General features: G+C 69.6%; 27 protein-coding genes. 12 read left to right on the top strand and 15 right to left on the bottom strand.

The window, feature by feature from the left end; translation table 11 throughout:
- Positions 1–10 precede the first annotated feature (10 nt).
- Together IEZ09_RS21675 and IEZ09_RS21680 are read right to left on the bottom strand one after the other, a co-directional pair.
- A complete protein-coding gene (locus IEZ09_RS21675; RefSeq protein WP_189255551.1) occupies positions 11–649 on the bottom strand; it encodes a phosphonatase-like hydrolase in 639 nt (212 codons plus the stop codon).
- Positions 646–1,392, bottom strand: coding sequence for a GntR family transcriptional regulator (locus IEZ09_RS21680; protein WP_189255552.1), 747 nt, complete (start codon positions 1,390–1,392; stop codon positions 646–648). Before IEZ09_RS21680 ends, IEZ09_RS21675 begins: the two co-directional genes overlap by 4 nt.
- Before the next feature lie 96 nt (positions 1,393–1,488).
- Here IEZ09_RS21680 and IEZ09_RS21685 point away from each other — a divergent pair, with 96 nt between their 5' ends.
- The 8 genes from IEZ09_RS21685 to IEZ09_RS21720 all read left to right on the top strand — a co-directional run bounded on the left by IEZ09_RS21685 (position 1,489) and on the right by IEZ09_RS21720 (position 8,391).
- The gene (locus tag IEZ09_RS21685) at positions 1,489–2,541 is read left to right on the top strand and encodes an FAD-dependent oxidoreductase (protein ID WP_189255553.1); all 1,053 of its coding nucleotides are present in this window, start codon (positions 1,489–1,491) and stop codon (positions 2,539–2,541) included.
- The gene (locus IEZ09_RS21690; protein WP_189255554.1) at positions 2,541–3,428 is read left to right on the top strand and encodes a phosphate/phosphite/phosphonate ABC transporter substrate-binding protein; all 888 of its coding nucleotides are present in this window, start codon (positions 2,541–2,543) and stop codon (positions 3,426–3,428) included. Before IEZ09_RS21685 ends, IEZ09_RS21690 begins: the two co-directional genes overlap by 1 nt.
- Positions 3,428–4,045: a phosphonate ABC transporter ATP-binding protein gene (locus IEZ09_RS21695; RefSeq protein WP_189255555.1), complete on the top strand. Its 618-nt coding sequence runs from the start codon at positions 3,428–3,430 to the stop codon at positions 4,043–4,045. The genes IEZ09_RS21690 and IEZ09_RS21695 overlap by 1 nt, the downstream gene beginning before the upstream one ends.
- On the top strand, positions 4,042–4,827 hold the full coding sequence (phnE, locus tag IEZ09_RS21700; protein WP_189255556.1) for a phosphonate ABC transporter, permease protein PhnE: 786 nt from the start codon (positions 4,042–4,044) through the stop codon (positions 4,825–4,827). Before IEZ09_RS21695 ends, phnE begins: the two co-directional genes overlap by 4 nt.
- A gap of 69 nt (positions 4,828–4,896) precedes the next feature.
- Positions 4,897–5,577: a response regulator gene (locus IEZ09_RS21705; RefSeq protein ID WP_189255557.1), complete on the top strand. Its 681-nt coding sequence runs from the start codon at positions 4,897–4,899 to the stop codon at positions 5,575–5,577.
- Positions 5,574–6,947, top strand: coding sequence for an ATP-binding protein (locus IEZ09_RS21710; RefSeq protein WP_189255558.1), 1,374 nt, complete (start codon positions 5,574–5,576; stop codon positions 6,945–6,947). Before IEZ09_RS21705 ends, IEZ09_RS21710 begins: the two co-directional genes overlap by 4 nt.
- 74 nt (positions 6,948–7,021) lie before the next feature.
- On the top strand, positions 7,022–7,450 hold the full coding sequence (locus IEZ09_RS21715) for a GerMN domain-containing protein (protein ID WP_189255559.1): 429 nt from the start codon (positions 7,022–7,024) through the stop codon (positions 7,448–7,450).
- 8 nt (positions 7,451–7,458) lie between these two features.
- Positions 7,459–8,391, top strand: coding sequence for an o-succinylbenzoate synthase (locus IEZ09_RS21720; protein WP_189255593.1), 933 nt, complete (start codon positions 7,459–7,461; stop codon positions 8,389–8,391).
- Here the strand turns inward: IEZ09_RS21720 and IEZ09_RS21725 are convergent.
- The 8 genes from IEZ09_RS21725 to IEZ09_RS21760 all read right to left on the bottom strand — a co-directional run bounded on the left by IEZ09_RS21725 (position 8,375) and on the right by IEZ09_RS21760 (position 16,826).
- Complete coding sequence (locus tag IEZ09_RS21725; RefSeq protein WP_189255560.1) at positions 8,375–9,490, bottom strand: CapA family protein; 1,116 nt, start codon at positions 9,488–9,490, stop codon at positions 8,375–8,377. The genes IEZ09_RS21720 and IEZ09_RS21725 overlap by 17 nt on opposite strands.
- Before the next feature lie 5 nt (positions 9,491–9,495).
- On the bottom strand, positions 9,496–10,092 hold the full coding sequence (locus IEZ09_RS21730) for an SRPBCC family protein (protein ID WP_189255561.1): 597 nt from the start codon (positions 10,090–10,092) through the stop codon (positions 9,496–9,498).
- The gene (locus IEZ09_RS21735) at positions 10,089–10,913 is read right to left on the bottom strand and encodes an FAD binding domain-containing protein (RefSeq protein ID WP_189255562.1); all 825 of its coding nucleotides are present in this window, start codon (positions 10,911–10,913) and stop codon (positions 10,089–10,091) included. Before IEZ09_RS21735 ends, IEZ09_RS21730 begins: the two co-directional genes overlap by 4 nt.
- Positions 10,910–13,333, bottom strand: coding sequence for a xanthine dehydrogenase family protein molybdopterin-binding subunit (locus IEZ09_RS21740; protein WP_189255563.1), 2,424 nt, complete (start codon positions 13,331–13,333; stop codon positions 10,910–10,912). Before IEZ09_RS21740 ends, IEZ09_RS21735 begins: the two co-directional genes overlap by 4 nt.
- A complete protein-coding gene (locus IEZ09_RS21745; protein ID WP_189255564.1) occupies positions 13,330–13,863 on the bottom strand; it encodes a (2Fe-2S)-binding protein in 534 nt (177 codons plus the stop codon). Before IEZ09_RS21745 ends, IEZ09_RS21740 begins: the two co-directional genes overlap by 4 nt.
- A gap of 77 nt (positions 13,864–13,940) precedes the next feature.
- Entirely contained in the window at positions 13,941–15,032 is a 1,092-nt protein-coding gene (locus tag IEZ09_RS21750; protein WP_189255565.1) for an XdhC family protein, read from the bottom strand.
- Positions 15,025–15,999, bottom strand: coding sequence for a vWA domain-containing protein (locus tag IEZ09_RS21755; RefSeq protein ID WP_189255566.1), 975 nt, complete (start codon positions 15,997–15,999; stop codon positions 15,025–15,027). Before IEZ09_RS21755 ends, IEZ09_RS21750 begins: the two co-directional genes overlap by 8 nt.
- Positions 15,996–16,826 (bottom strand): AAA family ATPase, encoded by an 831-nt coding sequence (locus IEZ09_RS21760; protein ID WP_189255567.1) that lies wholly within the window; start codon positions 16,824–16,826, stop codon positions 15,996–15,998. Before IEZ09_RS21760 ends, IEZ09_RS21755 begins: the two co-directional genes overlap by 4 nt.
- A 32-nt stretch (positions 16,827–16,858) precedes the next feature.
- Between IEZ09_RS21760 and IEZ09_RS21765 the strand changes: the two genes are divergently transcribed.
- The gene (locus IEZ09_RS21765; protein ID WP_189255568.1) at positions 16,859–17,245 is read left to right on the top strand and encodes a VOC family protein; all 387 of its coding nucleotides are present in this window, start codon (positions 16,859–16,861) and stop codon (positions 17,243–17,245) included.
- Positions 17,246–17,331: 86 nt separating this feature from the next.
- Positions 17,332–17,562, top strand: a complete 231-nt coding sequence (locus IEZ09_RS21770) for a PspC domain-containing protein (RefSeq protein WP_189255569.1) — start codon at positions 17,332–17,334, stop codon at positions 17,560–17,562.
- An 11-nt stretch (positions 17,563–17,573) separates the two neighbouring features.
- Here IEZ09_RS21770 and IEZ09_RS21775 read toward each other — a convergent pair whose 3' ends face one another.
- The 5 genes from IEZ09_RS21775 to IEZ09_RS21795 all read right to left on the bottom strand — a co-directional run bounded on the left by IEZ09_RS21775 (position 17,574) and on the right by IEZ09_RS21795 (position 22,671).
- The gene (locus tag IEZ09_RS21775) at positions 17,574–18,941 is read right to left on the bottom strand and encodes a beta-N-acetylhexosaminidase (protein ID WP_189255570.1); all 1,368 of its coding nucleotides are present in this window, start codon (positions 18,939–18,941) and stop codon (positions 17,574–17,576) included.
- Positions 18,938–19,771: a carbohydrate ABC transporter permease gene (locus tag IEZ09_RS21780; protein WP_189255571.1), complete on the bottom strand. Its 834-nt coding sequence runs from the start codon at positions 19,769–19,771 to the stop codon at positions 18,938–18,940. Before IEZ09_RS21780 ends, IEZ09_RS21775 begins: the two co-directional genes overlap by 4 nt.
- A complete protein-coding gene (locus IEZ09_RS21785) occupies positions 19,768–20,652 on the bottom strand; it encodes a carbohydrate ABC transporter permease (protein ID WP_189255572.1) in 885 nt (294 codons plus the stop codon). Before IEZ09_RS21785 ends, IEZ09_RS21780 begins: the two co-directional genes overlap by 4 nt.
- 2 nt (positions 20,653–20,654) lie before the next feature.
- Complete coding sequence (locus IEZ09_RS21790) at positions 20,655–21,932, bottom strand: extracellular solute-binding protein (protein ID WP_189255573.1); 1,278 nt, start codon at positions 21,930–21,932, stop codon at positions 20,655–20,657.
- Between the two features lie 79 nt (positions 21,933–22,011).
- Entirely contained in the window at positions 22,012–22,671 is a 660-nt protein-coding gene (locus IEZ09_RS21795; protein WP_189255574.1) for a copper homeostasis protein CutC, read from the bottom strand.
- A gap of 353 nt (positions 22,672–23,024) precedes the next feature.
- On the opposite strand from IEZ09_RS21795, the gene IEZ09_RS21800 reads away from it, so the two are divergent.
- Together IEZ09_RS21800 and IEZ09_RS21805 are read left to right on the top strand one after the other, a co-directional pair.
- Positions 23,025–23,630 (top strand): RNA polymerase sigma factor, encoded by a 606-nt coding sequence (locus tag IEZ09_RS21800; protein WP_109631551.1) that lies wholly within the window; start codon positions 23,025–23,027, stop codon positions 23,628–23,630.
- Positions 23,631–23,635: 5 nt separating this feature from the next.
- Entirely contained in the window at positions 23,636–24,112 is a 477-nt protein-coding gene (locus tag IEZ09_RS21805; protein ID WP_370467743.1) for a carboxypeptidase regulatory-like domain-containing protein, read from the top strand.
- Positions 24,113–24,747 lie beyond the last annotated feature (635 nt).

The following is a 24,747-nucleotide window of genomic DNA, read 5'->3' on the forward strand; positions in this document are numbered from 1 at the left end:
GTTCATCGTTCTAAGCCACGAGGGCGGGGAGGTCGGCCACGCCGGGGAGCAGGTGCGTGTGGCGGGTCCGGCCCAGTTCCTCGGCGGTCTGGCTGCCGCTGAGCACGCCGACGACGAACCCGGCACCGGCGTTCGTCCCGGCCTCCAGGTCGCGGACGGTGTCGCCCGCGGTCAGCACGCGACGCACGTCGCGGGCGCCGGTCAGCTCCATCGCCTTGAAGATCATGTACGGCGCCGGGCGGCCGGCCGGCACGTCGTCCACGCACACCACCGCGTCGAGAACGCCGGTGCGCCAGCCCAGGACGTCCAGCAGGCCGTCCACGATCGGCCGGTCGAAGCCGGTGGTCAGCGCGACTTTGACGCCGGTCGATCGCAGGTGTGCCAACGCTTCCGGCACACCGGGCAACGGCGTCGGCGGCGACTCGGCGTACAGCTTCGCCAGCCGCTCGTGGAAGCCGGCGAACTCGGCGTCCACATCGGAGCGCCCCAGCATCGACGAGATCGCCTCGCGCTTGTCGGCGCCCATCCAGCGCCCGACGTCGTCCGCCGATCCGCCCGCCGCGGTCACGGTGTCCGCCAGCGCCCGGTAGACGAGTCCGTGTTCCTGCACCGTCGTGCCGGCGATGTCCAGCACCACGAGGTCGATCACGACGCCCTCCAGTCCCGCAGCAGCGCCGGGTGCGCCTGCTGGGAGTTCTCGATCGAAAAGCTGACCATGTCCGGGCGGTAGCGGTCGTCGGAGTACTCGACGGGCCGACCGTCCACACCGGACGCTCGCCGCCGCTCGCGCAGAAGTGGTGCGCCCACGGCCACTTCGAGCAGATCGCTGTCGGTCTCGTCGGCCGCGACCGCGTCGATCTGGTGCCGTGCCACGGTCATGTCGACGCCCTGCTCGCCCAGGTACTGGTAGAGCGATCCGCTGTCGCAGTCGAAGTCGAACAGCAGGCGCCCCACGGACTCCACGAACGTGGTGCGCTCCAGCATCGTCGGCCTGCCGTCGATCAGCCGCTGCCGGAGGAGTTGCACGACCGGCGTGCCCTCGTCCAGCGCCAGCGCGTCGGCGACCTCGGCCGAGGCTGGGCGGCGGGCGATCTCCAGGGTTCGTTGCCCCGGAACGTGCCCGAGGCCCGCGGCCCAGCTGGAGAACGACAGGAACGTCTCGAACGGCTGCGACAGCGTGTGCCTGCGCACCACCGCCGGCTTGCCGCGACCGCCGCCGATCATGCCCTCCGCTCGCAACGTCGTGAGCGCCTGCCGGACCGGCGCGCGCGAGGCGTCCCACTGGGCGCACAGCTGCGATTCGGACGGCACCTGGGCGCCGACGGCCAGCTCACCCGAGGCGATGCGGCGCCGCAGATCGGCCGCGATGCGCTCGTGCAGGGGCATCTCCATGCCGCCAACCATACATGTCATAACAAGTCTGAACACCAAGTGAACACATCAGAACAGCCATTGCGTCTCCCTCCGCAGCAGCTCATCGTTCTTGTCATGACAAGTGTGGACCTGGTGGTCGTCGGCGCGGGGGTCGTCGGACTCGCGCACGCCTGGCACGCGGTGCGGAGAGGTCTCTCCGTCGCCGTGGTCGAGCGCGACGAGCACGCGGTCGGGGCGTCCGTGCGCAACTTCGGGCACGGGTGCTTCACCGCTCAGGACGGGGTGGCGTTCGAGTACGCGATGACCGCGCGCGAGGAGTGGCTGAAGCTCGCGAACGAGGCCGGTTTCTGGCTGCGGGAGAGCGGAACGCTCGTCGTGGCCAGGCACGACGACGAACGCGCTGTTCTCGAGGAGTTCGCCTCCGTCCGCGAGATCGAGCTGACCGGCGAAGGCGCGCTCCTGCCGCTGGACGTCCGCGTCGACCCGCGCGAAGCCGTGCACGCGATCGCGGCGCTGCTCGCCGAGCGCGGTGTCGCGTTCCACTGGTCCACCAACGTGCTCACGGTCGAGCCGGGCCTGGTCCGCACGGCCCGCGGCGAAATCCGGTGCCGCGCCGCGGTCGTCGCGGTCGGGCACGACGTCGACAGGTTCTTCCCGGAGCTGGCCGAACAGCACGAGATCCAGCGCTGCCGGCTGCACATGCTGCGTGTCGCCCACGACGGCGTGATCGACCCGGCCGTGCTGACCGGGTTCTCGATGCTGCGCTACGACGCGTTCGCGCGCTGCCCGAGCATCGAGAAGGTCCGCGAACGCCTCACGAACGACCACCCGGAACTCGTCGAGGCCGGGCTGAACCTGATGTTCACCCAGCTCCCCGACGGCTCGCTCACGATCGGCGACACCCACCACTACAGCCGCACGGTCGATCCGTACCGGCCGGAGCGCCTGGACGACCTGGTGCTCACCGAGACGGCCCGGCTGCTCGGCGTCGGATCGCTGCACGTCCTCGAACGCTGGCGCGGCATCTACGCGTCGGCCCCGCACCCCTTCCTGACCGCGACGCCCGCCCCTCGGGTCAGGGCCGTCTCGGTCACCTCCGGCATCGGCATGACCACCGCGCTCGGCCTCGCCCCGCCCGTGCTCGACGACCTCCTCCAGGAGCTGTGATGAAGACCGTCCGTGCCGTGCTCGCCGCGACACTGGTCCTGACAACCGCTTGTGGCACAACGACTTCCACATCGAGCGGCGGCTGCCCGAACAACGGCCACGTGCGGTTCGGCGTCGAGCCGTACGAGGACCCGGCGCGGCTCAAGCCCGCGTACGAGGTGCTCGCCAAGGCGTTGACGCGCAAGCTCGGCTGCGAGGTCGAGCTGCAGATCGTGGACGACTACGCCGCCGAGGTGCTGGCGATGCGCAACGGCAAGCTGGAGCTCGCCGAGTTCGGCCCGCTCGGCTACGTCTTCGCGTCCCAGAAGGCCAAGGCCGAGCCGCTGGTCTCGTTCGCCGACGGCACCGGCAAGCTCACCAGCTACACCGCCGGGATCTGGGTCGCGAAGGACTCCCCCGTGCAGAAGATCGAAGACCTGCGCGGGAAGTCGCTCGCGCTGAGCAGCGTCGGTTCGGCGTCCGGAGACGCGCTTCCCCGCTACGGCCTGAAGAAGCACGGCGTGGCCGACGTCAAACTCGACTACGCGGGCGGCCACCCCGAGGCGATGCTCGCCCTGATCAACGGCAAGGTCGACGCCGCCGAGATCAACAGCCAGCAGCTCGCCACCGCGAAGTCCGCCGGCACGTTCGACGAGGCCAAGTTCCGGCAGATCTGGAAGTCGGAGCCGATCCCGAACGACCCGATCACCGTGCGCGGCGACCTCGACGCGTCGTTCAAGGACCGCGTGCGCAAGGCGTTGCTGGAGCTGGAAACCGCGGACGTGGAAAAGGTCGGCGCGTTCCTCGACGTCACCCCTCCCGGACCGCTCGTGCGCGTGGACAACGACACCTACAAGGTGCTGTTCGACCTCGCGACGACGCTGGGCCTCAAGGAAGAGGACGTCTGATGCTCGCCGTCAGCGGTCTGCGCAAGTCGTTCGGCGGCCGCACCGTGCTGGACGGCTTCGACCTGCGGGTCGAGGCCGGGGAGTTCGTGGCGCTGCTCGGACCGAACGGCTCTGGCAAGTCCACGGCGCTGCGCTGCGCGGCCGGGCTGGAAACCCCGGACGGCGGCTCGGTCGAGGTGCGCGGGAGCGCCGCGATGGTGTTCCAGAAGATCCACCTCGTCGGCCGCCGCACCGCGCTGGACAACGTGTGTTCCGGCGCGCTGGGCCGGCTTCCGCTGCACCGCTCGTTGTTCTACCCGCAGGACGTTCGCGAGGAAGCCGTGCGGTGCCTCGACCGGGTCGGGCTCGCGGACCGCGCGCTGGAGAGGTGTGCGCGGCTTTCCGGTGGGCAGCAACAGCGTGTGGCGATCGCGCGGGCGTTGTGCCAGCGCGCCAACGTGATCCTCGCGGACGAACCCGTGTCGGCGCTCGACCCGCAGGCCGCCGTGCAGGTGATGGAGCTGCTCGTGGACCTGGCGGCCGAGGGGATGGCCGTGGTCGCGGTGTTGCACCAGCCGGAGCTCGCGCAGCGGTACGCGCACCGGATCGTGGAGATGCGGACGGCGGTGGCGGTGTGACGATCACGGTGCCCAGAAGGCGATGGCCCTCGGCAACCGCGTGGGTGGTGACCGCGGTCGTGGTGGTCGTCCACGTGCTCGCCTGGCAGGCCACGGAGTTCTCCCCCGCCGCGCTCGTCGCGGGCTGGGAGGGCATGGCCGACTTCCTCTCCGAGTCGCTGCCGCCCGACCTCTCGGTGCTCGGCAAGTCGCTCGAAGCAGCGGTGATCACCCTCTACATCGGACTGCTCGGCACCACGTTCTCCATTCCGTTCGCGCTGGTGCTGGCGCTTCTGGCGTCCAGGGCGACAACGTCCGCGGTGTGGGGGCGGCAGGCGGCCCGCGCGGTGCTGTCGTTCCTGCGCTCGGTGCCGGACGTGGTGTTCGCGCTGATCTTCGTGACGGCCGTCGGCCTCGGGCCGTTCGCGGGCGTGCTCGCGCTGGTGTTCCACAACACCGGCGTGATGGGCAAGCTCTGGGCCGAGGCGATGGACGAGAGCGACCGCGGGCCGCGCGAGGCGTTGCGGGTGGCCGGCGCGTCCGGTCCGCAGATCGCGCTGCACGCGGTGCTCCCGACGGTGCTGCCTTCTCTCGCCGGCCTGCTGCTCTACCGGCTGGACGTCAACGTGCGGTCGTCGCTCGTGCTCGGCCTGGTCGGCGCGGGCGGGATCGGCTTCCTGATCAACCAGTCGATCAAGCTGTTCCGGTTCGACGAGATGGTCACGCACATCCTCGTCGTGCTGGTCCTGGTGGTCGTGGTCGACCAGGCCTCGGCGTTCGTGCGCAAGCGGCTGGGTGCGTGAGCCGGGCCGTTACGCAACGATGACACGGCAAGGACGTCCTCATGAGACCCGTCGGGAAGGCTGGAGGACATGCCGCGCGTACTGCTGATCGAGGACGACGAGGCGGTCCGGGAAGGACTGTCCCTCGCCCTGACCTACCAGGGCCACACCGTGGACGCGGTGCGCACGGGCGAGGAGGGTCTCGACCTGCTGACGAGTGTCGCACCGGACGTGGTCGTGCTGGACCTGATGCTGCCGGGCGTGGACGGGTTCGAGGTGTGCCGGCGGATCCGCGCGGCCGGTGATCTCCCGATCATCATGCTGACCGCCCGCAACGACGACATCGACGTCGTCGCGGGGCTGGAGGCCGGTGCCGACGACTACGTGGCCAAGCCAGCGCAGGCCCGTGTGCTGGAGGCCAGGATCCGCGCGGTGCTGCGACGGTCGTCCCTCCCGGTGCCCGAGGTCGCGGCCGAGCGCTACGGCGACCTGACGATCGACCGCGAGGGGCTCGTGGTGACGCGGCTCGGGCGGCCGGTGCCGCTCGCGCCCACGGAGCTGCGGTTGCTGCTGGAGCTGTCCTCGTCACCGGGCAGGGTGCTGTCGCGGCAGCAGCTGCTGGAATCCGTGTGGGACCAGGGCTACCTCGGCGACTCGCGGCTGGTCGACGCGTGCGTGCAGCGGTTGCGGTCGAAGATCGAGGACGACCCGGCGGCGCCCGTCTACGTCCAGACCGTGCGCGGCTTCGGCTACCGCTTCGGACCGCTGTGACGCTGCGCCTGCGGCTGCTGCTCGCTTTCGCGTTCCTGAGCGTCGTGACCGCGGTGGCGGTGGCGGGCGCCGGGTACGTGCGGTCGCGTGACGCGATCGTGCAGCGGGCCCAGGACAACGCCGTGATCGAGACGACCAACCGGGTGGAGCAGCTGTACCCGTTGCCCGCCAGGCCGCCGGACGCCGCTTCGCTGGAGCGCATCGCCGGGAAGGTCTCCGGGCGGGAGGGCATGGCGCTCGCTCGGGCACGGGGCGTGTCCGCCGGGTCGATGGACCCGTCGGTGATCACTCCCGAGCTGCAGTCGCTGGTGTCGTCCGGGCAGGTCGGCTGGCAGCGGGTGCCGTACGCGGGCGCGGTGTGGCTCGTCGTGGGCATGCAGATGCGGGTGTCCGGCGGCGGCTCCTCCGGCATCGAGGTGTACGTGCTGCGGCCGTTCACGTCCGAGATCGAGGTCGTCGACGAGCTCGCGCGCAACGCGTGGCTGATCGGCGGCGCGGGACTGGTCCTGGCGCTGGGAATGGGTTTCCTGGCGGCACGCGGGGTGCTGCGGCCGGTCAGGGACCTGCGGATGGCGGCCTGGCGGCTCGGGCAGGGCGACCTGTCGGCGCGGGTGCCGGTGCGGGGACGCGACGAGCTGGCGGCGGTGGCCACGACGTTCAACAGCACGGCCGCTTCGCTGGAACACCACGTCGGCGAGCTGCGGCGGATGGAGGCCGACGCACGGCGGTTCGTCGCGGACGTGTCGCACGAGCTACGGACGCCGTTGGCCGCCATGACCGCGGTGACCGACGTGCTGGACGCCGAGACGGCCGCCCTGCCAGGGGTGGCAGGCCAGGCGGCGCGGCTGGTGAACCGGGAGACGCAGAACCTGACCCGGCTGGTGAACGACCTGATCGAGGTCACCCGGTTCGACTCGGGGACGGCGGCCTTGGCGCTGGACGACGTCGACGTGGCGGAGGTGGTGTCGCGGACGCTGCGGATGCGCGGGTTCGAGGTGTCCGCCACGCTGCCGCCGGACGTGCGGGCGCGACTGGACCCGCGACGGCTGGACGTGATCGTGGCGAACCTCGTCGGCAACGCGCTGCGGCACGGGGCGCCTCCGGTGTCCGTGCGGCTCTCGGTGGAGGAGTCGTCGCTGGTGATCGAGGTCGCCGACTCCGGGCCGGGGCTGCCGGAGGACGTCCTGCCGCACGTGTTCGCGCGGTTCTACAAGGCGGATTCGGCGCGCGGACGGTCGGAGGGCTCCGGGCTCGGGCTCGCGATCGCCTGGGAGAACGCGCGGCTGCACGGGGGCACTCTGGTCGCCGGGAACCGGCCGGGTGGCGGGGCGTTGTTCACGCTTCGCCTGCCGCTGGGAGGTGAGCGATGAGGCCCGGAATTGTCGGTGCTGCCTGGGAGAATGGAAACAGGGGGACCCCCTGGAGGGGACCCCTGCGTCAGCTTGTGCTCGTTCTTCTCCTCGTCGCCGGGTGCGGCATCCGGCCGACCGACCCCATCCCCGGCCTGGAGGCACCGGAGGGCCCGGTCGAGAACACCGCGCCCGCGCTCTACTGGGTGTCCGAGGGCAAGGTCGTCAGGGTCAGCCGCCCGCAGGGCAGCCTGAGCGGCTACGACGTCGTCGCCCTGCTCGCCCGGGGCCCCACCGGCGCCGAGCAGGGCCGCGGCCTGACCACCGAGGTCCCGTTCGACGCCGCGCCCGCCACCGTCGACCGGGTGGCGAACGGCCTGGACGTCCGCATCTCCACCGACGTCTCGCTGCTCAGCAGGGCCGCGGTTCAGCAGATCGTGTGCACCTTGCTCGACATCCAGGCCGTCGGCACGGTCAACCTGCGGGGTGGCGGGCATTCGCTGGAGCTCCAGAAGTGCGCTTGAATCGGCGCGTGCACGTCTACTCCATCCCGATGCGCGCGCGGTTCCGCGGCATCACGAAGCGCACCGGTCTGCTGTTCGAGGGACCGGCCGGGTGGGGCGAGTTCTGCCCGTTCGAGGAGTACGACGACGACGAGTCCGTGCCGTGGCTCGCGTGCGCCCTGGAAGCCGCTCACGACGGCTGGCCCGCACCGGTTCGCGACCGCATCCCGGTCAACTGCACGGTGCCGGTCGTCAGCCCCGAGAAGGCACACGAGATCGTCGCGCGGTCCGGCTGCTCAACGGCCAAGGTCAAGGTCGCCGAGTCCACGCTCATCGAGGACTGCGCACGGCTCGAAGCCGTGCGGGACGCGCTCGGGCCGGGTGGGTTCGTGCGGGTCGACGCGAACATGATGTGGGACGTCGACACGGCCGTCACCGCGATCAAGGCCATGGACAGGGCGGCTGGTGGCCTTCAGTACGTGGAACAGCCGTGCCACACGCTGGACGAGCTGGCCGAGGTCCGCAGGAAGGTCGGCGTGCCGATCGCCGCGGACGAGTCGATCCGCAAGGCCGAGGACCCGCTCAGGGTGGCCGTGTCCGGCGCCGCGGACATCGCGGTGATCAAGGTGGCGCCGCTCGGCGGGGTGCGCAGGGCGTTGGAGATCGCCGAGGCGTGCGGGTTGCCGTGCGTGGTGTCGTCAGCCCTCGAAACGTCCGTGGGCATGGCCGCCGGGGTCGCGCTCGCAGCCGCTCTCCCCCAGCTCGACCACGCCTGCGGGCTCGCCACGCTGTCGTTGCTGGACGGCGACGTCACGAGTGACTCGCTCGTGCCGGTCGACGGCTATCTGCCGGTGCTCACGAAACCACCCGTGCCGGACCGCGTCACGGAGTTCGCGAGCAACGACACGGCCTGGACCGAGCGGTACGACCGGGTGCTCGCGAAACTCAGGGCTTCGACCTGACCAGCCCCTGCTCGTTCGCCCCCATGCTGAACACCACGCCCTCGGTCCGGTTGATCGCCTGGGTCCGCCGATCGGTCGCAGGCACCCGCGTGAGGTCCACCAACCGGATCGGCGGTCCCAGCTCGACCAGCGTCGGCGTGTAGGACGCCTCGACGACGGTCCAGCCCTCCGGTCCCTGCTCGAACTTGAACCGCGCGATCACCCCCTCCTCGGTGACACCGCGCGGCTCCGCGTGCCGGGCCACCTCGTTGCCCAGCCCGTACGCGACCCACTTCTTGCCGATCTTCTCGAACGGCTGCACCACGTGCACGTGCGTGCCGATGATCAGGTCCAGCGCGGGATCGGCCAGCAGCTGACGGGCCAGCGCCTTCTGCTCCTCCGTGGCCGCGTGCTGGTACTCGTTGCCCCACTGCACGGACAGCACGACGACCTCGGCACCGGCCTCACGCGCCTTGCGGGCGTCGGCGAGGATCTTGGCGGCGTTGATCTGGTTCGCGCGCCACGGCTGCGGCAGCGGGATGCCGTTGAAGCCGTAGGTGAACGACAGCTGGGCGACCTTGACCCCGCCCGCGTCGAGGATCAGCGGCGCGGCGGCTTCCTCGGGAGTGCGGAACGAGCCGGTGTGCTTGAGGCCGACGGCGTCCATCGCGTCCAGCGTCGTCTGGATCGCCGAGACACCGCGGTCCAGCGTGTGGTTCGAGGCCGTCGAGCACGAGTCGTAGCCGACGTCGACCAGGCCTTTCGCCACCTCGGGCGGCGCGAGGAACGACGGGTAGCCGAAGAACGGGCCCTCCTTGGTCCCGAGCGGCACCTCGAGGTGGCACAGCGACAGGTCGGCCTTCAGCGTCTCCTTGATGCCCGAGAGCAACGGCAGGAAGTTGCGGCCCGCGGCGCCACCGTCGGCGACTGCCTGATCGGTCAGCGCGGGGTGGATGAGGATGTCGCCGCCCGCGGTCAGCGTGAACGACCGCGGCGGAGGCGGGCCCGTCGAGGTGGGCGAGGACGGCGTCCCCGGTGCGGTGGTGATGACCACCGGCGACCCGGTGCACGCGGACAGCGCTAAACCGGTGGCCAGCACGAGTGCCGGCCACCGGAGCACACGCTTCAGCGCTGCCGCCTGCGTCGCAGGACCACGAACAGCACGACCGCCAGCACGGCGGCCGCGACGGGCAGCACGCGCTTCAGGACCGGTACGCCTGCCGTGTCGATCAGGTCGATCGGCTCGTCGGGGACCACTCGGAGATGCTGCTGTTGCGCCACCTCGTCAGCATCCCCGGATCCCAGCGTGCTCGCCAGGCATTCCGCGAACTGGTCCACGAGCTTGCCGCTGACCTCGGAGATCAGGCCACGGCCGAGCTGGGCGGGACGGCCCGTGATCGCCAGGTCGGTCTCGATCTCGACGGACTCGCCGACCTGGAACGTCACCACGGCCGAGGCCGTACCGTTGCCGCGGGTGTCCTTGCCAGCGGCTTTCAGCACGGCGCGACGCAGCACCGGGTCGATCTCCACGAACTCGCCGCTGCCCCGGTACAGCAGCTGCACCGGGCCGAGCTTGACCTTCACCTCCCCGCTGAACGTCTTCCCGTCGACCGAGGTCAGCGTGGCCCCTGGCAGGCAGGGGGCCACGCGCTCCGGGTCGATCAACGCCTCCCAGACCTCCTCGGCCGGGGCGGGCGAGGTGAACGAGTGCGTGAGCTTCATCCCGCTACCGCCGCCGTCAGCGCACGGCCGGTCAGCACCCGAGCCAGGTTGTCCTTGTAGCCGTCACCCGTGGACGCCCGCAGAGCCGCCTCCGAGATCGCCTCGGCGGTGGCGGGCTGACCGACCAGCGCGGATTCCACGTCGACCGCGCGCACCGGACCAGCGCCGACGTTGGTCAGGCCGACCCGAGCGGCGGCGATGGTGCCGTCGCGGACCTGCACGGCCGCCGCGACCGCGACGATCGACCAGGCCTGCGCGACCCGGTTGAGCTTCTCGTAGTGCGCGCCCCAGCCCGTGTACTTCGGCACCCGGACGTCGATCAGGATCTCGTCGGGTGCCAGCGCCGTCTCGAAGTAGCCGACGAAGAACTCCGACGCGGGCACCTCGCGCCGGCCACCGGGACCGGCGATGATCATCACGGCGTCCAGGGCCAGCGCGGGGGCCAGCAGGTCGCCTGCCGGGTCCGCGTGGCACAGCGAGCCGCCGAACGTGCCGCGGTGGCGGACCTGCGGATCGGCCACCGTGTCCGTGACCAGCTTCAACAGCAACGCGTGGTCGTGGATCAGGTGGTCTCGCTGCACCTCGTAGTGCGTGGTCATGGCACCGATAAGCAACGAGTCGCCGTCGTCGCGCACGCCCGTCAGCTCGGTCAGCCCGCCGATGTCGATCAACGCCGTGGGCGCCGCCAGCCGCATGCGCAGCACCGGCACGAGCGACTGCCCGCCCGCGATGACCTTGGCGTCCTCGCCCTCCTCGGCGAGCATCCGCACCGCCTCGTCCACAGTGGACGGACACAGGTACCTGAACTCCGCCGGGATCATGACTGTCCTCCCTGCGCATCGATGGAACCGAGGCCACCGGCGGCCGGGGTGGACGCGTCCGCCGACCCGCCTTGCAGCGCGGTCCAGACGCGTTCCGGCGACAGCGGCATCTCGATGTCCCGCACACCCAGGTGCCGCACGGCGTCCAGGACGCTGTTCACCACCGCGGGTGTCGAGGCGATCGTGCCCGCCTCGCCGACTCCCTTGACTCCCAACGGGTTGGACGTCGCCGGGGTCGCCGTGCGAGCCGTCATGAACGCGGGCAGATCGGCTGCCGAGGGCACCAGGTAGTCCGCGAACGTGGCCGTCGTCAGCGTGCCCATCTCGTCGTGGATGGCTTCCTCGTACAACGCCTGCGCGATGCCCTGGGCCAGCCCGCCGTGCACCTGGCCGTCGACGATCAACGGGTTCACGACCGTGCCGACGTCGTCGACCGCCACGTACGACCGGATCTTCACCATGCCGGTCTCCGTGTCGACTTCCGTTGCGCACAAATGGGTTCCGTGCGGGAACGAGAAGTTGTCGGGGTCGAACGTGGCGTCGGCGTCCATGCCGGGTTCCATGCCCTCCGGCAGGTCGTGTGCCACGTGCGCGGCCAGCACGACGTCGCCCAGCGTGCGCGCGGTCGACGTGCCGCGGACGGAGAACGAGCCGGCAGCGAACTCCACGTCCGCCTCGTCGCACTCCATCATGTGCGCGGCCAGCTTGCGCGCCTTGGCGAGCACCTTGTCCGCCGCGTGCACCAGAGCGGTGCCACCGACCGTCAGCGAACGCGAGCCGTAGGAGTCCATGCCCTTGTGCGACGAGGCCGTGTCGCCGTGCAGCACCTCGACGTCCTCGAACGGCACGCCGAGCCGGTCGGCGACGATCTGCGACCACACCGTCTCGTGGCCCTGCCCGTGCGGCGAGGTCCCGGTGATCACCTCGACCTTGCCGGTGGGCAGCATGCGGATCGACGCGGTCTCCCACCCGCCCGCGGCGTACCGCAAAGCGCCCAGCACCCGCGACGGCGCGAGGCCACACATCTCGGTGTAGGTGGAGATTCCGATGCCGAGCTGCACCGGGTCACCGGACTCCCGGCGCCGTTTCTGCTCCTCGCGCAGGTCGTCGTAGCCGAACAGCTCCATCGCGCGAGCCGTCGCGGCCTCGTAGTTGCCCGAGTCGTAGGTCATGCCCGCGACCGTGGTGAACGGGAACTCGTCGTGCTTGATCCAGTTCATCTCGCGGATCTTCATCGGGTCCATGCCGAGCTCGACCGCGAGCTCGTCCATCATCCGCTCGATCGCGAACGTGGCCTCCGGGCGACCGGCGCCGCGATACGCGTCCGTCGGCGTCTTGTTCGTGAACACGTTCGTGCACTCGAACCGGTAGGCCGGGAACTTGTAGATCGCGTTGAACATGAACGCGCCCAGGATCGGAATGCCCGGCGTGACGAGCCGCAGGTACGCGCCCATGTCGGCGAGCAGCTCGACCTTCAGGCCGGTCACGGTGCCGTCGCGGCGGGCGGACAGCGTGATCTTCTGGATCTGGTCGCGGCCGTGGTGCGCGGACAGCATCGACTCGGTGCGCGACTCGGTCCACTTCACCGGACGGCCCATCCGCCGCGCGGCCAGCAGGCAGAGCACCTCTTCCGGCGTGACCTGGAGCTTGCCGCCGAACCCGCCGCCGACGTCCGGCGCGATGACGCGGATCTTGTGCTCGGCGATGCCCGTGACGGCCGAGAGCATCCAGCGCAGGATGTGCGGGATCTGCGTGGCGGACCACATGGTGAACATGTCGGCGCTCGGGTCCACGACGACCGAACGCGGTTCCATGAAGGACGGGATCAGCCGCTGCTGCCGGAACGTCCGCTCGATCACGACCTCGGCGGACGCGATCGCCTCCTCGACGTCGGTGCCGCTTCCCGCCTCGGCGGAGTCGAAGACCCAAGTGGCGCACTTGTTCGTGCCGAGGTCGGGATGCACCAGGTCCTGGTCCTTGAGCGCTTCTTCCATGTCGAGCACGACCGGCAGCTCGTCGTAGTCGACGTCGATCGCGGCCAGCGCGTCGGCGGCGCGGTAGGCGTTGTCCGCGATCACCAGCGCGACGGCCTCACCGGCGAAGTTGACCTGGTCGACGGCCAGCGCGGGCGCGGGCGGCGACTTCATGTCCTCGGTGATGGGCCACGCGCAGGGCAGCGAGCCCTGTTCGGCGGCGAAGTCCTCACCGGTGAGGACGAGCGCGACGCCGGGCATCGCGGTGGCGCGGCTGCAGTCGATGTGCCGGATGCGGGCGTGCGCGACGGGACTGCGCAGCACTGCCATGTGGAGCATGCCGGTCAGCTGGATGTTGTCGGTCCACTTGGTCTGGCCGGTGATGAGGCGGGCGTCTTCCTTGCGGAGCCGGGCTTTGCCGACTTCCGGTTCTGCGGTGGCGGTCATTCGCCACCTACCGGTTGTGTGGCGGTGACGTGGTCGTCGCTGTGCTGTTCCATCTTCGGACCTGCGCCGGGACGCATCCGGTGCGCGGCGTCCTGCACCGCGCGGACGATGTTCTGGTAGCCCGTGCAGCGGCAGAGGTTGCCCTCCAGGCCTTTGCGCACGGTCTCGTCGTCGGGATCCGGTTCGTCGGCCAGCAGGTCGATGGCCTGCATGATCATGCCGGGCGTGCAGAAGCCGCACTGCAGCGCGTGGTTGCTGCGGAACGCCTGCTGCACCGGGTGCAGCTTGCCGTCGCGGGCGAGACCTTCGATCGTGGTGACCTCGTGCCCGTTCGCCTGGACCGCGAACATCTGGCACGACTTCACGCTGTGACCGTCGAGGTGCACCGTGCAGGCCCCGCAGTTGCCGGTGTCGCAGCCGACGACGGTGCCGGTCTTGCCCAGCCGCTCCCGCAGGTAGTGGACGAGCAGGAGCCGGGGTTCGACCTCGTCGGCGTAGGTCACTCCGTCGACGTTGACCGAGATGTGCATGAACCCTCCCTGGGGTGGGGACTCATGTGACGAGGGCCACCCCAGCCTCCTCCCCTGTTCGGCGTTCAACAACCCGATCAGTGGTGGATCGGTTCACCAAGATCGACCAAGCGACGGCCGGATCCGTTCCACCGCAAGGAAATGATCTCGGCGGCGATCGACACCGCCGTCTCCTCCGGCGTCCTGGCACCAAGATCCAGACCGATCGGCGAGGCCAGCGTCGCGAGCTCGCTCTCGGTCAGACCCGCCTCCCTCAAGCGCTGCAAGCGATCTTCGTGCGTGCGCCTCGATCCCATCGCACCGACGTAACCGACCTTGAGCCGCAGTGCGACCTCCAGCAACGGCACGTCGAACTTCGGATCATGGGTCAGCACCGCGATCACCGTGCGTTCGTCCAATTTGGACGCTTCACGTTCGAGATACCGGTGCGGCCACTCCACGACGACCTCGTCGGCCTCCGGGAAACGGCTGCGCGTCGCGAACACCGGCCGCGCGTCGCAGACGGTGACGCGGTAGCCGAGGAACGAGCCGAGCCGCGCCATCGACGCCGCGAAGTCGATCGCGCCGAACACGAGCATGCGCGCGGGCGGCTCGAACGAGTTCACGAACACGCTCATGCCCTCGCCACGCCGCTGGCCGTCCGGGCCGTACCTGAGCACGCCGCTGCGACCGCTCGCGAGCATGCCGCGCGCGTCGTCGGTGACCGCGTCGTCGGCCCGTGCCGAACCCAGGCTTCCCGCGCGCCGGTCCGGCCAGATCACCATGCGCCTGCCGATGCCGTCCGGGTGCTCGATGACGGTCGCGATGGCCACCGGCTGCTCGGCCCTGACCGTTTCCACCACCTCACCGAGCTGCGGAAACGTCTCGGCGCTGATCTTCTCGACGTAGATGTCGATGATCCCGCCACAGGTCAGGCCGACCGCGAACGCGTCGTCGTCGCTCACCCCGTACCGCTGCAGCACCGGTTCCCCGGTGGACTGCGCGAGGTCGTAGACGGCGCCCTCGACGCAGCCGCCGGACACGCTGCCGACCGCCTCGCCGTCCTGGGTCACGAGCATCGCGGCACCCGGCGGCCGCGGCGCCGAGCTGAAGGTCGCGACGACCGTGCCGACACCGACCGTCTCGCCGTTCGCCACCCGCTCGGCGAGGTCGAACAGGACATCACGCATTGCGCACTTCCTCCAGCAGTTCTTCCAGGGCGTGCACGCTGTGACCCGCGACCATCCTGTCGACGTGCGGCAACGCTGCCACCACGCCGCTCTGGACAGGTCGGTAGCCGGGTTTGCCCGCGTGCGGGTTGGCCCAGATGACCTTGTGACTCACCCGTCTCAGCCTCGCCATCTCGGTCGCCAGCAGGGCAGGGTCGCCGCGTTCCCAGCCGTCGCTGAACAGCACGACCACCGCACCTCGTTGCCGCCACTGCTGGTTGAACCGCCGCAGTGCCTCGCCGAGCCGCGTGCCGCCCTCGTAGTCCGGGATGGCCCGTCCTGCGGCCTTCACCGCGCGTTCGGGGTCGCGTTCCTTCAGCTGACGGGTCACGCGGGTGAGCCTGGTGCCGATCGTGCGGACCTCGACGGGCATCGCGTGGGCGACGACGTGCGCGAACCGCAGCAACGCGTCGGAGTAGGCGGCCATCGAGCCGGAGACGTCGATCAGCAACACCAGCCTGCGTGCCTTCACGCCTCTCCTGCGGTGCCTCGGCAACGCGATCTCGCCGCCGATCTCGATCATCGCGCGGACGGTGCGGGCGAGGTCGACCCGGCCGCGGCGGGCCTTCTTGAGCCGCCTGGACCGTCTGCGCGGCGGGAGCGGCTTCAGCCTGGCGATCAGCGGTGCCGCGGTGAACTCGGAGATGTCCTTGTGGCGCAGCACTTCCACGTCGGAGGCCGCGACGCCGACGGTGACCGAGTTGAGCTCGACCGCGGTGCGCGGCCGGGGCGGGGCGCCGCCGAAGTACGCGCGGTAGGCGGCGTCGTAGCGCGGCAGGTCGTCCGGGTCGGCGCAGAGCGTGAGGCGTCCGGCCCAGTAGAGATCGACGTGGGCGGTGGCCCGCAGGTACGCCTGGACGCGGTCGGGCCCGCACTGGAGCCCGGCGCCCCGCAGGACGCGGGTGAACCCCACGCAGGCTTCCGTCACCCCACGATTGTGCTCCCGATGACGCGCTCCGCGTCTTCCCGATACTTCAGCACGGCACCGAGGGTCGTCACGTCCGGCTCGGTGCGGCCCAGCGCCTGCAACGCCCGCGCCCAGTCCAGCGACTCCGCGACGCCGGGAGGTTTCAGCAGGTCGAGGCCGCGCATCCGCTGCACGGCCTCCGCGACCTGGCGCGCGAGCCGTTCGTCGAGGCCGGGCAGCGTGCGGCGCAGGATGGCGACCTCGCGCTCGATGCTCGGGTGCTCCAGCCAGTGGTAGAGGCAGCGGCGCTTCAACGCGTCGTGCACCTCGCGAGTCCGGTTCGAGGTCAGCACGGTCAGTGGGGGCGTCGAGGCCCTGATCTCGCCGAACTCGGGGATGCTGACCGCGTTCTCGGAGAGCACTTCGAGCAGGAACGCCTCGAACTCGTCGTCCGCCCTGTCGATCTCGTCGACGAGCAGCACGCACGGCGCGTTCTCCAGCGCCTGCAGCAGCGGGCGGGCCAGCAGGAACCGTCGCGTGTAGAGGGAGGCCTCGTCGACCTCGCCGCGGGTTTCGAGAACGCGCAGGTGCATGAGCTGACGCGGGTAGTCCCAGTCGTACAGGGCCTGGGTGGCGTCGATGCCCTCGTGGCACTGCAGCCGGATCAGCGGAACGTCCATCGCCTTGGCCAGCGCCAGCGCGAGCGAGGTCTTGCCGGTGCCGGGTTCGCCCTCCAGGAACAGCGGGCGTCCCATCGCGACCGCGAGGAACGCCGCCGTGGCGATGCCGCCGTCCGGCAGGTACCCCGCGCGGTCGAGCCCTGACGCCAGTTCCTCAGGGGACTCCATGCCACCCAGGTTAAGCCCTTTAGGCTGAGCGCATGGGGTCGGTGAAACAGGTCCAGATCACCTTCGACTGCGCGGAACCCGTGCGGGTCGGCAAGTTCTGGTGCGAGGTGCTGGGGTACGTCGGACCGGCGGATCACGACGACGACTCGTGGTACGCGGCGAGCGACCCGAACGGGGTGGGCCCGCGGCTGTACTTCCAGCGCGTGCCCGAGGGCAAGATCGTGAAGAACCGGGTGCACCTCGACGTGCGGGTCGGCACGGGGCTGAAGGGCGAGGAGCGCCTCGCCGCGCTCGAGGCCGAGTGCGTGCGGCTGGAAGCGCTCGGGGCGGTGCGCGGGACGCTGCTGCTCGCCGACGAGGAGAACGAGTCGTGCCAGAACATGCAGGACGTCGAGGGCAACGAGTTCTGCCTCGACTGAGAACCCTGGGGTCAGCACCCGGAATCAGGGTCGGGTTCCGGGTGGTCACCGATGTGCGGGCCGTTCGTTTCGACGAACCTTGAGCCATGACGAACAACGTGCTCAACGAAGCGACCAGCCAGGTGAAGAAGCTCCGCCGCAGCCGGAGCGACAAGATGATCGCCGGTGTCTGCGGCGGCGTGGCCAAGATGATCGGGGTGGACGCCGCGATCCTGCGGATCATCCTGGTGGCGGCGACGCTGCTCGGGTTCGGCACCGGAGCGATCCTCTACGTCGCCGCCTGGATCCTCATGCCCGAGGAAGACGCCGCCGTGTAAGCCGGGCGTGATCATCGTGGAAAACCAGGAATGCCAGGTAGTCGCTGCCAGGGGTGGGGACCTGTGAGGGGCCGGTACTCCACCCCCAAGGCGTCGAGCCGGGGCAGATGGTGTTCCGCCAGCCGTTGCACGAAATCCGGATCCTTCTCCGCCGGGGACCACATGACCCCGGCGAACGCGGCCAGCCTCGGGAACGCCGCGTAGTCCACCCGCCTGGCCGAGTCGAGGTGCTCGGTCCAGATGTTCGCCTGCGCCCCCAGCAACCGTCCTGGCTCCTCGCCCGTGAGCCCGGCAGGCACCGGATCCCACGCGTAGACGTCCTCCAGCGTGGTCACGGTTCCGACCGGAATCGGTTCGTCCGGCGAATCGGACTGCCGGTAGTCCAGGTAGACGTGCTGCTCGGGGCACATCACCACGTCGTGGCCCTCGCGCATCGCCGTGATGCCGCCCTCGACACCGCGCCACGACGCGACGATGGTGCCCGCCGGCAGCGGACCGGACTCGAGGATCTCGTCCCACCCGTACGGCCGCCGCCCGTTGCGCACGACGTGCTTCGCGATCGCCCGGACCAGTTCGCCGTCGTGGCCGGGCGCCTCGTCGCCGCCGAGCCCGATGACCTCACCGGGGAACACGTCCATCAGTTCGTCGAACACGTTCCGGTAGAAGTCCACAGTGGACTCGGCGGTGTTCAGCACGCGTTCGTTGACGCCCCAGTCCGTCCACACGCCACCGCCGTGCACGCCCAGCTCCGGATACGCCGCGATGGCCGCCTGCGAGTGGCCGGGGATGTCGATCTCCGGGATCACCACGACGTGCCGCTGGCGTGCGTATTCGACGATCTCCCGCAGGTCCTCCCGCGTGTAGAAACCGCCGTGCGGACGGCCCGCCATACCACCGGAGCGCCGGTCGCCGAACCGCGAGTCCTCCCGCCACGACCCGATCTCGGTGAGCTTCGGGTAGCGCCGGCACTCGAAGCGCCAGCCCTGGTCGTCGGTCAGGTGCAGGTGCAGGACGTTGAGCTTGTGCGCGGACAGCAGCTCGACGTACCGCAGCACCTCCCGCTTGGGCAGGAAATGCCTTGCCACGTCGAGCATCACGCCGCGCCACGGGAACCGCGGGTGGTCGACGATCTCGCACGCCGGGATGACCGACGGCTTCTCGCCCGCCACCCGGAACGCCTGGACGCCGAGCAGCTGCCGCAGGGTCTGCAGGGCGTTCATCTCGCCGGCCGCGTCGTTCGCCTCGATCAGCACGCCCTCGTCGGACGACAGCAGGCGGTAGCCGCCGGGAGGACCGTCGACGAGAACCGTCTCCCAGCCCCGGTACTCGCACAGCTTTCCACCGTCTACATAGGACACAGGGCGGGGCAGCAGGTTCATCCCTTCACCGCCCCCGCGAGCCCGGACACCAGACGGCGCTGCACGAACAGGAAGAAGATCAGCACCGGGATCGTCATCAGGGTGGAGCCCGCCATGATCGCGCCCCAATCGTTCTGGTCGGGTTTGACGAACACCTGGAGAGCCAGCGGCAGGGTCTGGTTCTCCACGGCCGAGATGATGAACGTCTTGGCGAACAGGAAGTCGTTCCAGGCGTGGATGAACGACAGCACGGACGTGGCGACCAGGCCCGGCGCCACCAGCGGGAACAGCACCTGCCAGAGGAAGCGGAACCGGGACGCGCCGTCCAGGGTCGCCGCCTCCTCCAGCTCCACCGGCACCGCGGCGACGAACCCGCGCAGCATCCAGATCGCGAACGGCAGGCTGAACGCCAGGTGCACCAGCACGAGCGATCCGAGGTGGTTCAGGCCGAACGCGGGAACGTTGTCGCCGACCGACCGCATCAGGAAGAACAGCGGCACCGTCAACGCCTCGACCGGCACCATCTGCACGACCAGCAGCATGATCAGCAGCGTCGTGCGGCTGCGGAACCGGAAGCGGGTCAGCGCGGTCGCCGCGAGGAACGAGATCAGGATGCTCAGCGCCACCACGATCAACGCGACGATCACGCTGTTCATGAAGTAGCGCCCGAAGTTCGCGACGGTCAGCGCCCGCGTGAAGCTGTCCAGCGTGGGCCGGGTCGTCCACGGCACCGGGTCGGCCGAGATGATCTCGTCCTCCGGCTTGAACGCGGACAGCACCATCCAGAACAGCGGGAACGCCACGACCGCGGCGATGACGAGGACGACCGCCTCGGTGATCCAGCGCCTCACAGGACCTCCCCCGACCGCCGCAGCGCGCGCAGGTAGAACAGCGTGATCACCAGCAGCAGCACGGTCATCACGACCCCGATCGCCGCACCCAGGCCGTACTCCGACGCCGCGAACGCCTGCTGGTAGGCGTAGACGTTGAGCACGAGGTTGCGTCCGGCGATGCCGCCGCCGTTGGTCATCACGTAGATCTGCGTGAACACCTTGAAGTCCCAGATGATCGACTGGATCGTGACCACGAGGATGATCGGCCGCAGCAACGGCAGGGTGACGCTCCACGCCGTGCGGAACGCCGACGCGCCGTCCAGTGCCGCGGCCTCCAGCACCTCACCCGGAATCGCCTTGATGCCCGCGTAGAGCGTCACCATGACGAACGGGAACGAGCACCAGATCACCTGTGCCGCAACGAGTCCGAACGCTGTCCACTTGTCGAAGGTCCAGGAGAAGCCCTGGATGCCGAGCACCTCGTTGACGAACCCGAAGTTCGCGTCGAACAGGAAGAGCCAGATCGTCGACCCGGCGACCGCGGGCGTGGACCACGCGCCGAGCGCCGCCAGGAACAACGTCATCCGCACCCACGTCCTGACCCGCGTGGCCAGGATCGCGAGGAAGGCGCCCACGATCAGCGTGCCGACCACGCAGACCGCCGCGAAGGCGACGGTCTGCCCGAGCACCGTCCAGAACTGCTGTTCTCCCAACAGCTTCTGGTAGTTCCCGAGGCCCAGGAAGGTGAGCGGCGCACCACCGCTCACCTGCTCCTGGCCGTAGTCGTAGAGCGAGATGAGCACCAGCTGGTAGATCGGGTAGGCCAGCAGCCCGCCCAGGACCAGCAGCGCCGGGGTCAGGTAGGCGAACGCGGTCCGCCCCTGGCCTTTGGCCGTCATGCTCACGACGCGAAGGCCGCGTTCATCGTCTTGGCGGCGTCGGCGGTGGCCGTGTCGACGTTCTTCGCGCCGGTGACGACCTCCTGGATCATGGTCGGCAGCACGGTCTGCGCCTCGATCTTCGCCCACGCCGGGGTGACGGGGACGAACTTCGTGCCGGACTGCAGGGTCTTGGTGAACGGCTCCAGGAACTTGTCGGAGTCGCTGACCTGCTTCTGCACGTCGCCGAACGTCGGCAGGTTGCCCATCGCCGTGTACATCTTCTGCTGGTACTTCTTCGACGCGAGCAGCTGCACGAACTCGTTCGCGAGCGTCTTGCGCTGCGTGCCCTTCATGACGCCGAGCAGGTTGCCGCCGGCGAACGCGGGCGCGACCGAGCCCGGGGTCTTGCCGGGCAACGGCACCACGCCGTACTTGCCCGCGGCACTGGACGCGTCGACGGACTTGCGGTTGAAGTCGCCGCCGATGGTCATCGCGGCCTTGCCCGCGCGGAACGCCTCGACGCTCGCGTCACCGCCGTTGCCCGCGCAGGTGGCGGGCGGGCAGATGTCGTCCTTGATCAGCTCGGTGTACTTGGCGACACCGGCCTTGGCCTCGGCGCTGTCGATGGTGGCGGTGTACTTGCCGCCGTCCTGCTTGGCGATGTCGCCGCCGTTGGCCCAGATGAACGGCAGCGCGGCGAACAGGTACTTGCCGCCGGCGGAGATGCCGATCAGTTCGGGCTTGCGCTGCCTGATCTGCCGGGCCAGCGGCGCGATCTCGTCCAACGTCGCCGGCGGCTTCAGCCCGAGCTCGCTGAAGACGTCGGTGCGGTAGTAGAGAGCGCGGACGCCGACGAACCACGGCACGCCGTAGGTCTTCCCGTCGACCTTGGCGGTGTCGAGGATCGTCGGCACCAGGTCCTTGGACTCGCTCCAAGATCCGAGGTCGAGTTCGGAGAAGCCGCCGGCGGACACGTAGCCCGCGAGGTCGGTGTTGCCGAACTCGGCGACGTCCGGCGCGCTCTTGGGGTCGCTGAAGGCGGCCTTGAAGCGCTCGGCCCTGCTGGACACCTGGATGTACTGGACGTCCACGGTGACACCGCTGTGCTTGCCCTGGAACTCGGAGATCGCCTCCTTCACCACGGCTTCCTTCGGACCGCGGTTGACCTCGTCGAACAGCCACACCCGCAACTGCCCGGTCTTCTCGTCGGTCCCCGTCGTGGTCGGCCCGGACTGCACCGGTGCGCAGGCGACCACCGCGCCCACGCCCAGCACGGCCACGAGTGTCTTCAGCCTCATCGCGCCCTCCGCATTGCATATGTTGCAACAGCCATTTCACAGGAAGCAACGTGACTGTAGAACGGTCTGGGTCAAGGGTCTAGACCAGACGATTGACCCATTCCCGAACTGATGCGGCGGCGACCGGTTCGTCCCAGCCGCCTGGCCGGACCGCGCTGCCGACGTGGAAGCCCGTGACGCCCGCTGCGAGCAGCTCTCCGACGTGGCGTTGCTGGAGACCGCCACCGACGAGCAACGCGGGCGGCGCCTGGGTGACGAGTTTCTTCAGGTTCTCGATGCCGTCCTCGACACCCTTGGGGCTTCCGGCGGCGAGGACCGTGTCGCAGCCGAGGGCTTGGACGGTGGCCCACGAACGAAAGACGTCATTGGAGTTGTCGAGCGCGCGGTGGAACGTCCAGGCGCAGCCCTCCAGCTCGGCGACGAGGTTCAGCGTGACGCCCTCGTCGATCTCCCCCTCGGCGTCGAGAAAGCCGAGGACGAACTCGGTGGCGCCCGCTTCCCGCAACTCCCACGCCTGACGACGGAGCTGCTTGAGGTTGCCGGGCGCGAAGCCCCTGGCGTCCCTGAGCATCACGCGAATCGGGAGGTCGGTGGCCTGGCGCACCTCCTTTAACGTGGCGATCGAGGGGGTGAGGCCGTCGGAGGCCATGTCCGCGACCAGCTCGAGCCGGTGCGCACCGCCTTCCTGCGCGGCCTCGGCGTCCCTGACGTCCAGTGCGATCACTTCGAGAATCGGCATGGTCTAGACCATAACGGTCATCGGTATGTGCTTTCGTGAATCCGGAGCCAGTTCGCGGGTTCGTGCGTCAGAAGGCTGTATCTGCTCGCCTGAGTTCCGCTCTTTCCCATTGAGCGCTTTGTTCAGGCGTGGAGCACGCGTCAGCCGGTTCGAGGGGTGCCGGCTGGCGCGGCTCCCACCATGGCGGCCCGTGATGCGGAGGGGGAATCACGGGCCGTCGGCGTGCCCAGGGGAAGATGAGGTCGGCTGCGCGGCGATACTGCTCCATTCGAGTGAATTTTGTATCTACCGCTCAGTTAGCCCTTCATGAGTTGGCGGACGGCGCTGACAGGGCGGCCGATCGGAGGTGCTGCGTGGACGAGCTGCACACGGCGGATGACCGTCCGCCGTGGGACGGACTTGAGGGCACCGAACGGCACGCGGTGTGTGTGGCAGCCGCGCGCGAGGGCAACCGCGACGCACTGGACGTCCTGGTGACCGAGCTGACCCCGCTGCTGTGGCACGTGGCCCGCGGCCAGGGCCTGGACAGGGCCGCCGCGGAAGACGTGGTGCAGACCGTGTGGCTCGCGTTCTTGAAGAACATCGAGAACATCAACGAGCCCAAAGCCCTGGTCGGCTACCTGGTGGTCACGACGAGGCGTGAAGCACGCCGAACCTGGACACCCAACAAGCGTGAGACGCACCTGTCCGACGAATACGCCGAACAGCTCGAGTCGGACACCGGCCTGCCCGAGGACGTGACGCTGATGGACGACCGCGACCGCCGCCTGTGGCTCGCGTTCGGCCGCCTGACCACGAGGTGCCAGGAACTGCTCCGGCTCACCGTGCTCGCGGGTCGCGCCGAGTACCGGGCCGTGGCCGAGGCGCTCGCCATGCCCCACGGAAGCATCGGTCCGACCAGGGGACGGTGCCTGACACTGCTGCGCAACTACCTGGAGACGGAAGGAGGATCGCGGTGAACGAGATCGACCCGCGCGACGACCGCAGGGGCCTTGAGGACACCGCAGTCCTCTCCGAACTGAACAGGCTCGTCGACGAACTGGACCCACCGCCCGCCGACCTGGTGGACAGGGTGAAGTTCGCGATCGCCCTGGAATCCCTCGACGTGGAGGTAGCCCGCTGGGAACGAGCCGGCTCCTTCGCCGGCGTGCGCGGCGGACAGACCGGCACCATCACGTTCACCGTGGACAACCTGACGCTGATGGTGAACTTCACGTCCACCGGATCGCGGCACCGGATCGACGGGTGGCTGGTTCCAGCTGGGGAGCACACGGTCGAGGTCCGGGTCGCCGACCATCAGTCGTCGTGCACTCGGGCTGATGATGGTGGGCGGTTCGTGCTGTCCGACGTGCCGGCTGGGACCACCCAGATTCTGGTGCACCTGGTGAACTCTCGTGGGGAGCCTGGGCGAACAGTGGTCACACCGACGATCATGCTGTGAATTTGTTGGCGGCTTGACTGGGGATTCTGGGGTTTACCGGCTCGTGGGGTCCGGTTTGGCGGTTGGGTGCCGGTTCCAGCGTGGTTGCGCGGGCATTGACGAGCCGGGTCATTTCATCGCCGCTTCGCGACGATTGCGATTGGGGCTTGACTTCGGGGCCCTTGCGAGGCGCAGATCGGCCTATAAAAGCCGGGCATAAGGAGCCCGGCCGATCCGAGCACGGTAGCACCTCGCACCCAAAGTCAAGCCCCAATCGCAATCGTGCGTGGTTGCGTTAGGCGGTCGGATTCCGGACATTACCGCTTGAACGGCGTGGCATCAGGTGCTGTCCGGCTCGGCTTCGCCATCGCGCTATAGCGAGGTCGGTGCTTGACTTCGGCTTTACGGATTCGATTGCTTTGCCGATTCCTTTGGCTTGCTCATGCCAGGCCTCGCCAGTGCCACCGTCAGTGCACCGCCTTGCCGATGCCACGGCCTCGCCAGTGCCACCGCCTTGCCGATGCCACGGCCCCGTCAGTGCCATTGCTTGTGCCGGCGCCACGGCCTCGTCCGGCGCCTTTGCCTTGGCCGGTGTCCCTGCCTCGCCCGCCCCTCTGCCTCGCCCGCCCCTCTGCCTCGCCCGCCCCTCTGCCTCG

Source organism: Lentzea flava, assembly GCF_014648475.1.
Lineage (GTDB): Bacteria > Actinomycetota > Actinomycetes > Mycobacteriales > Pseudonocardiaceae > Lentzea > Lentzea flava.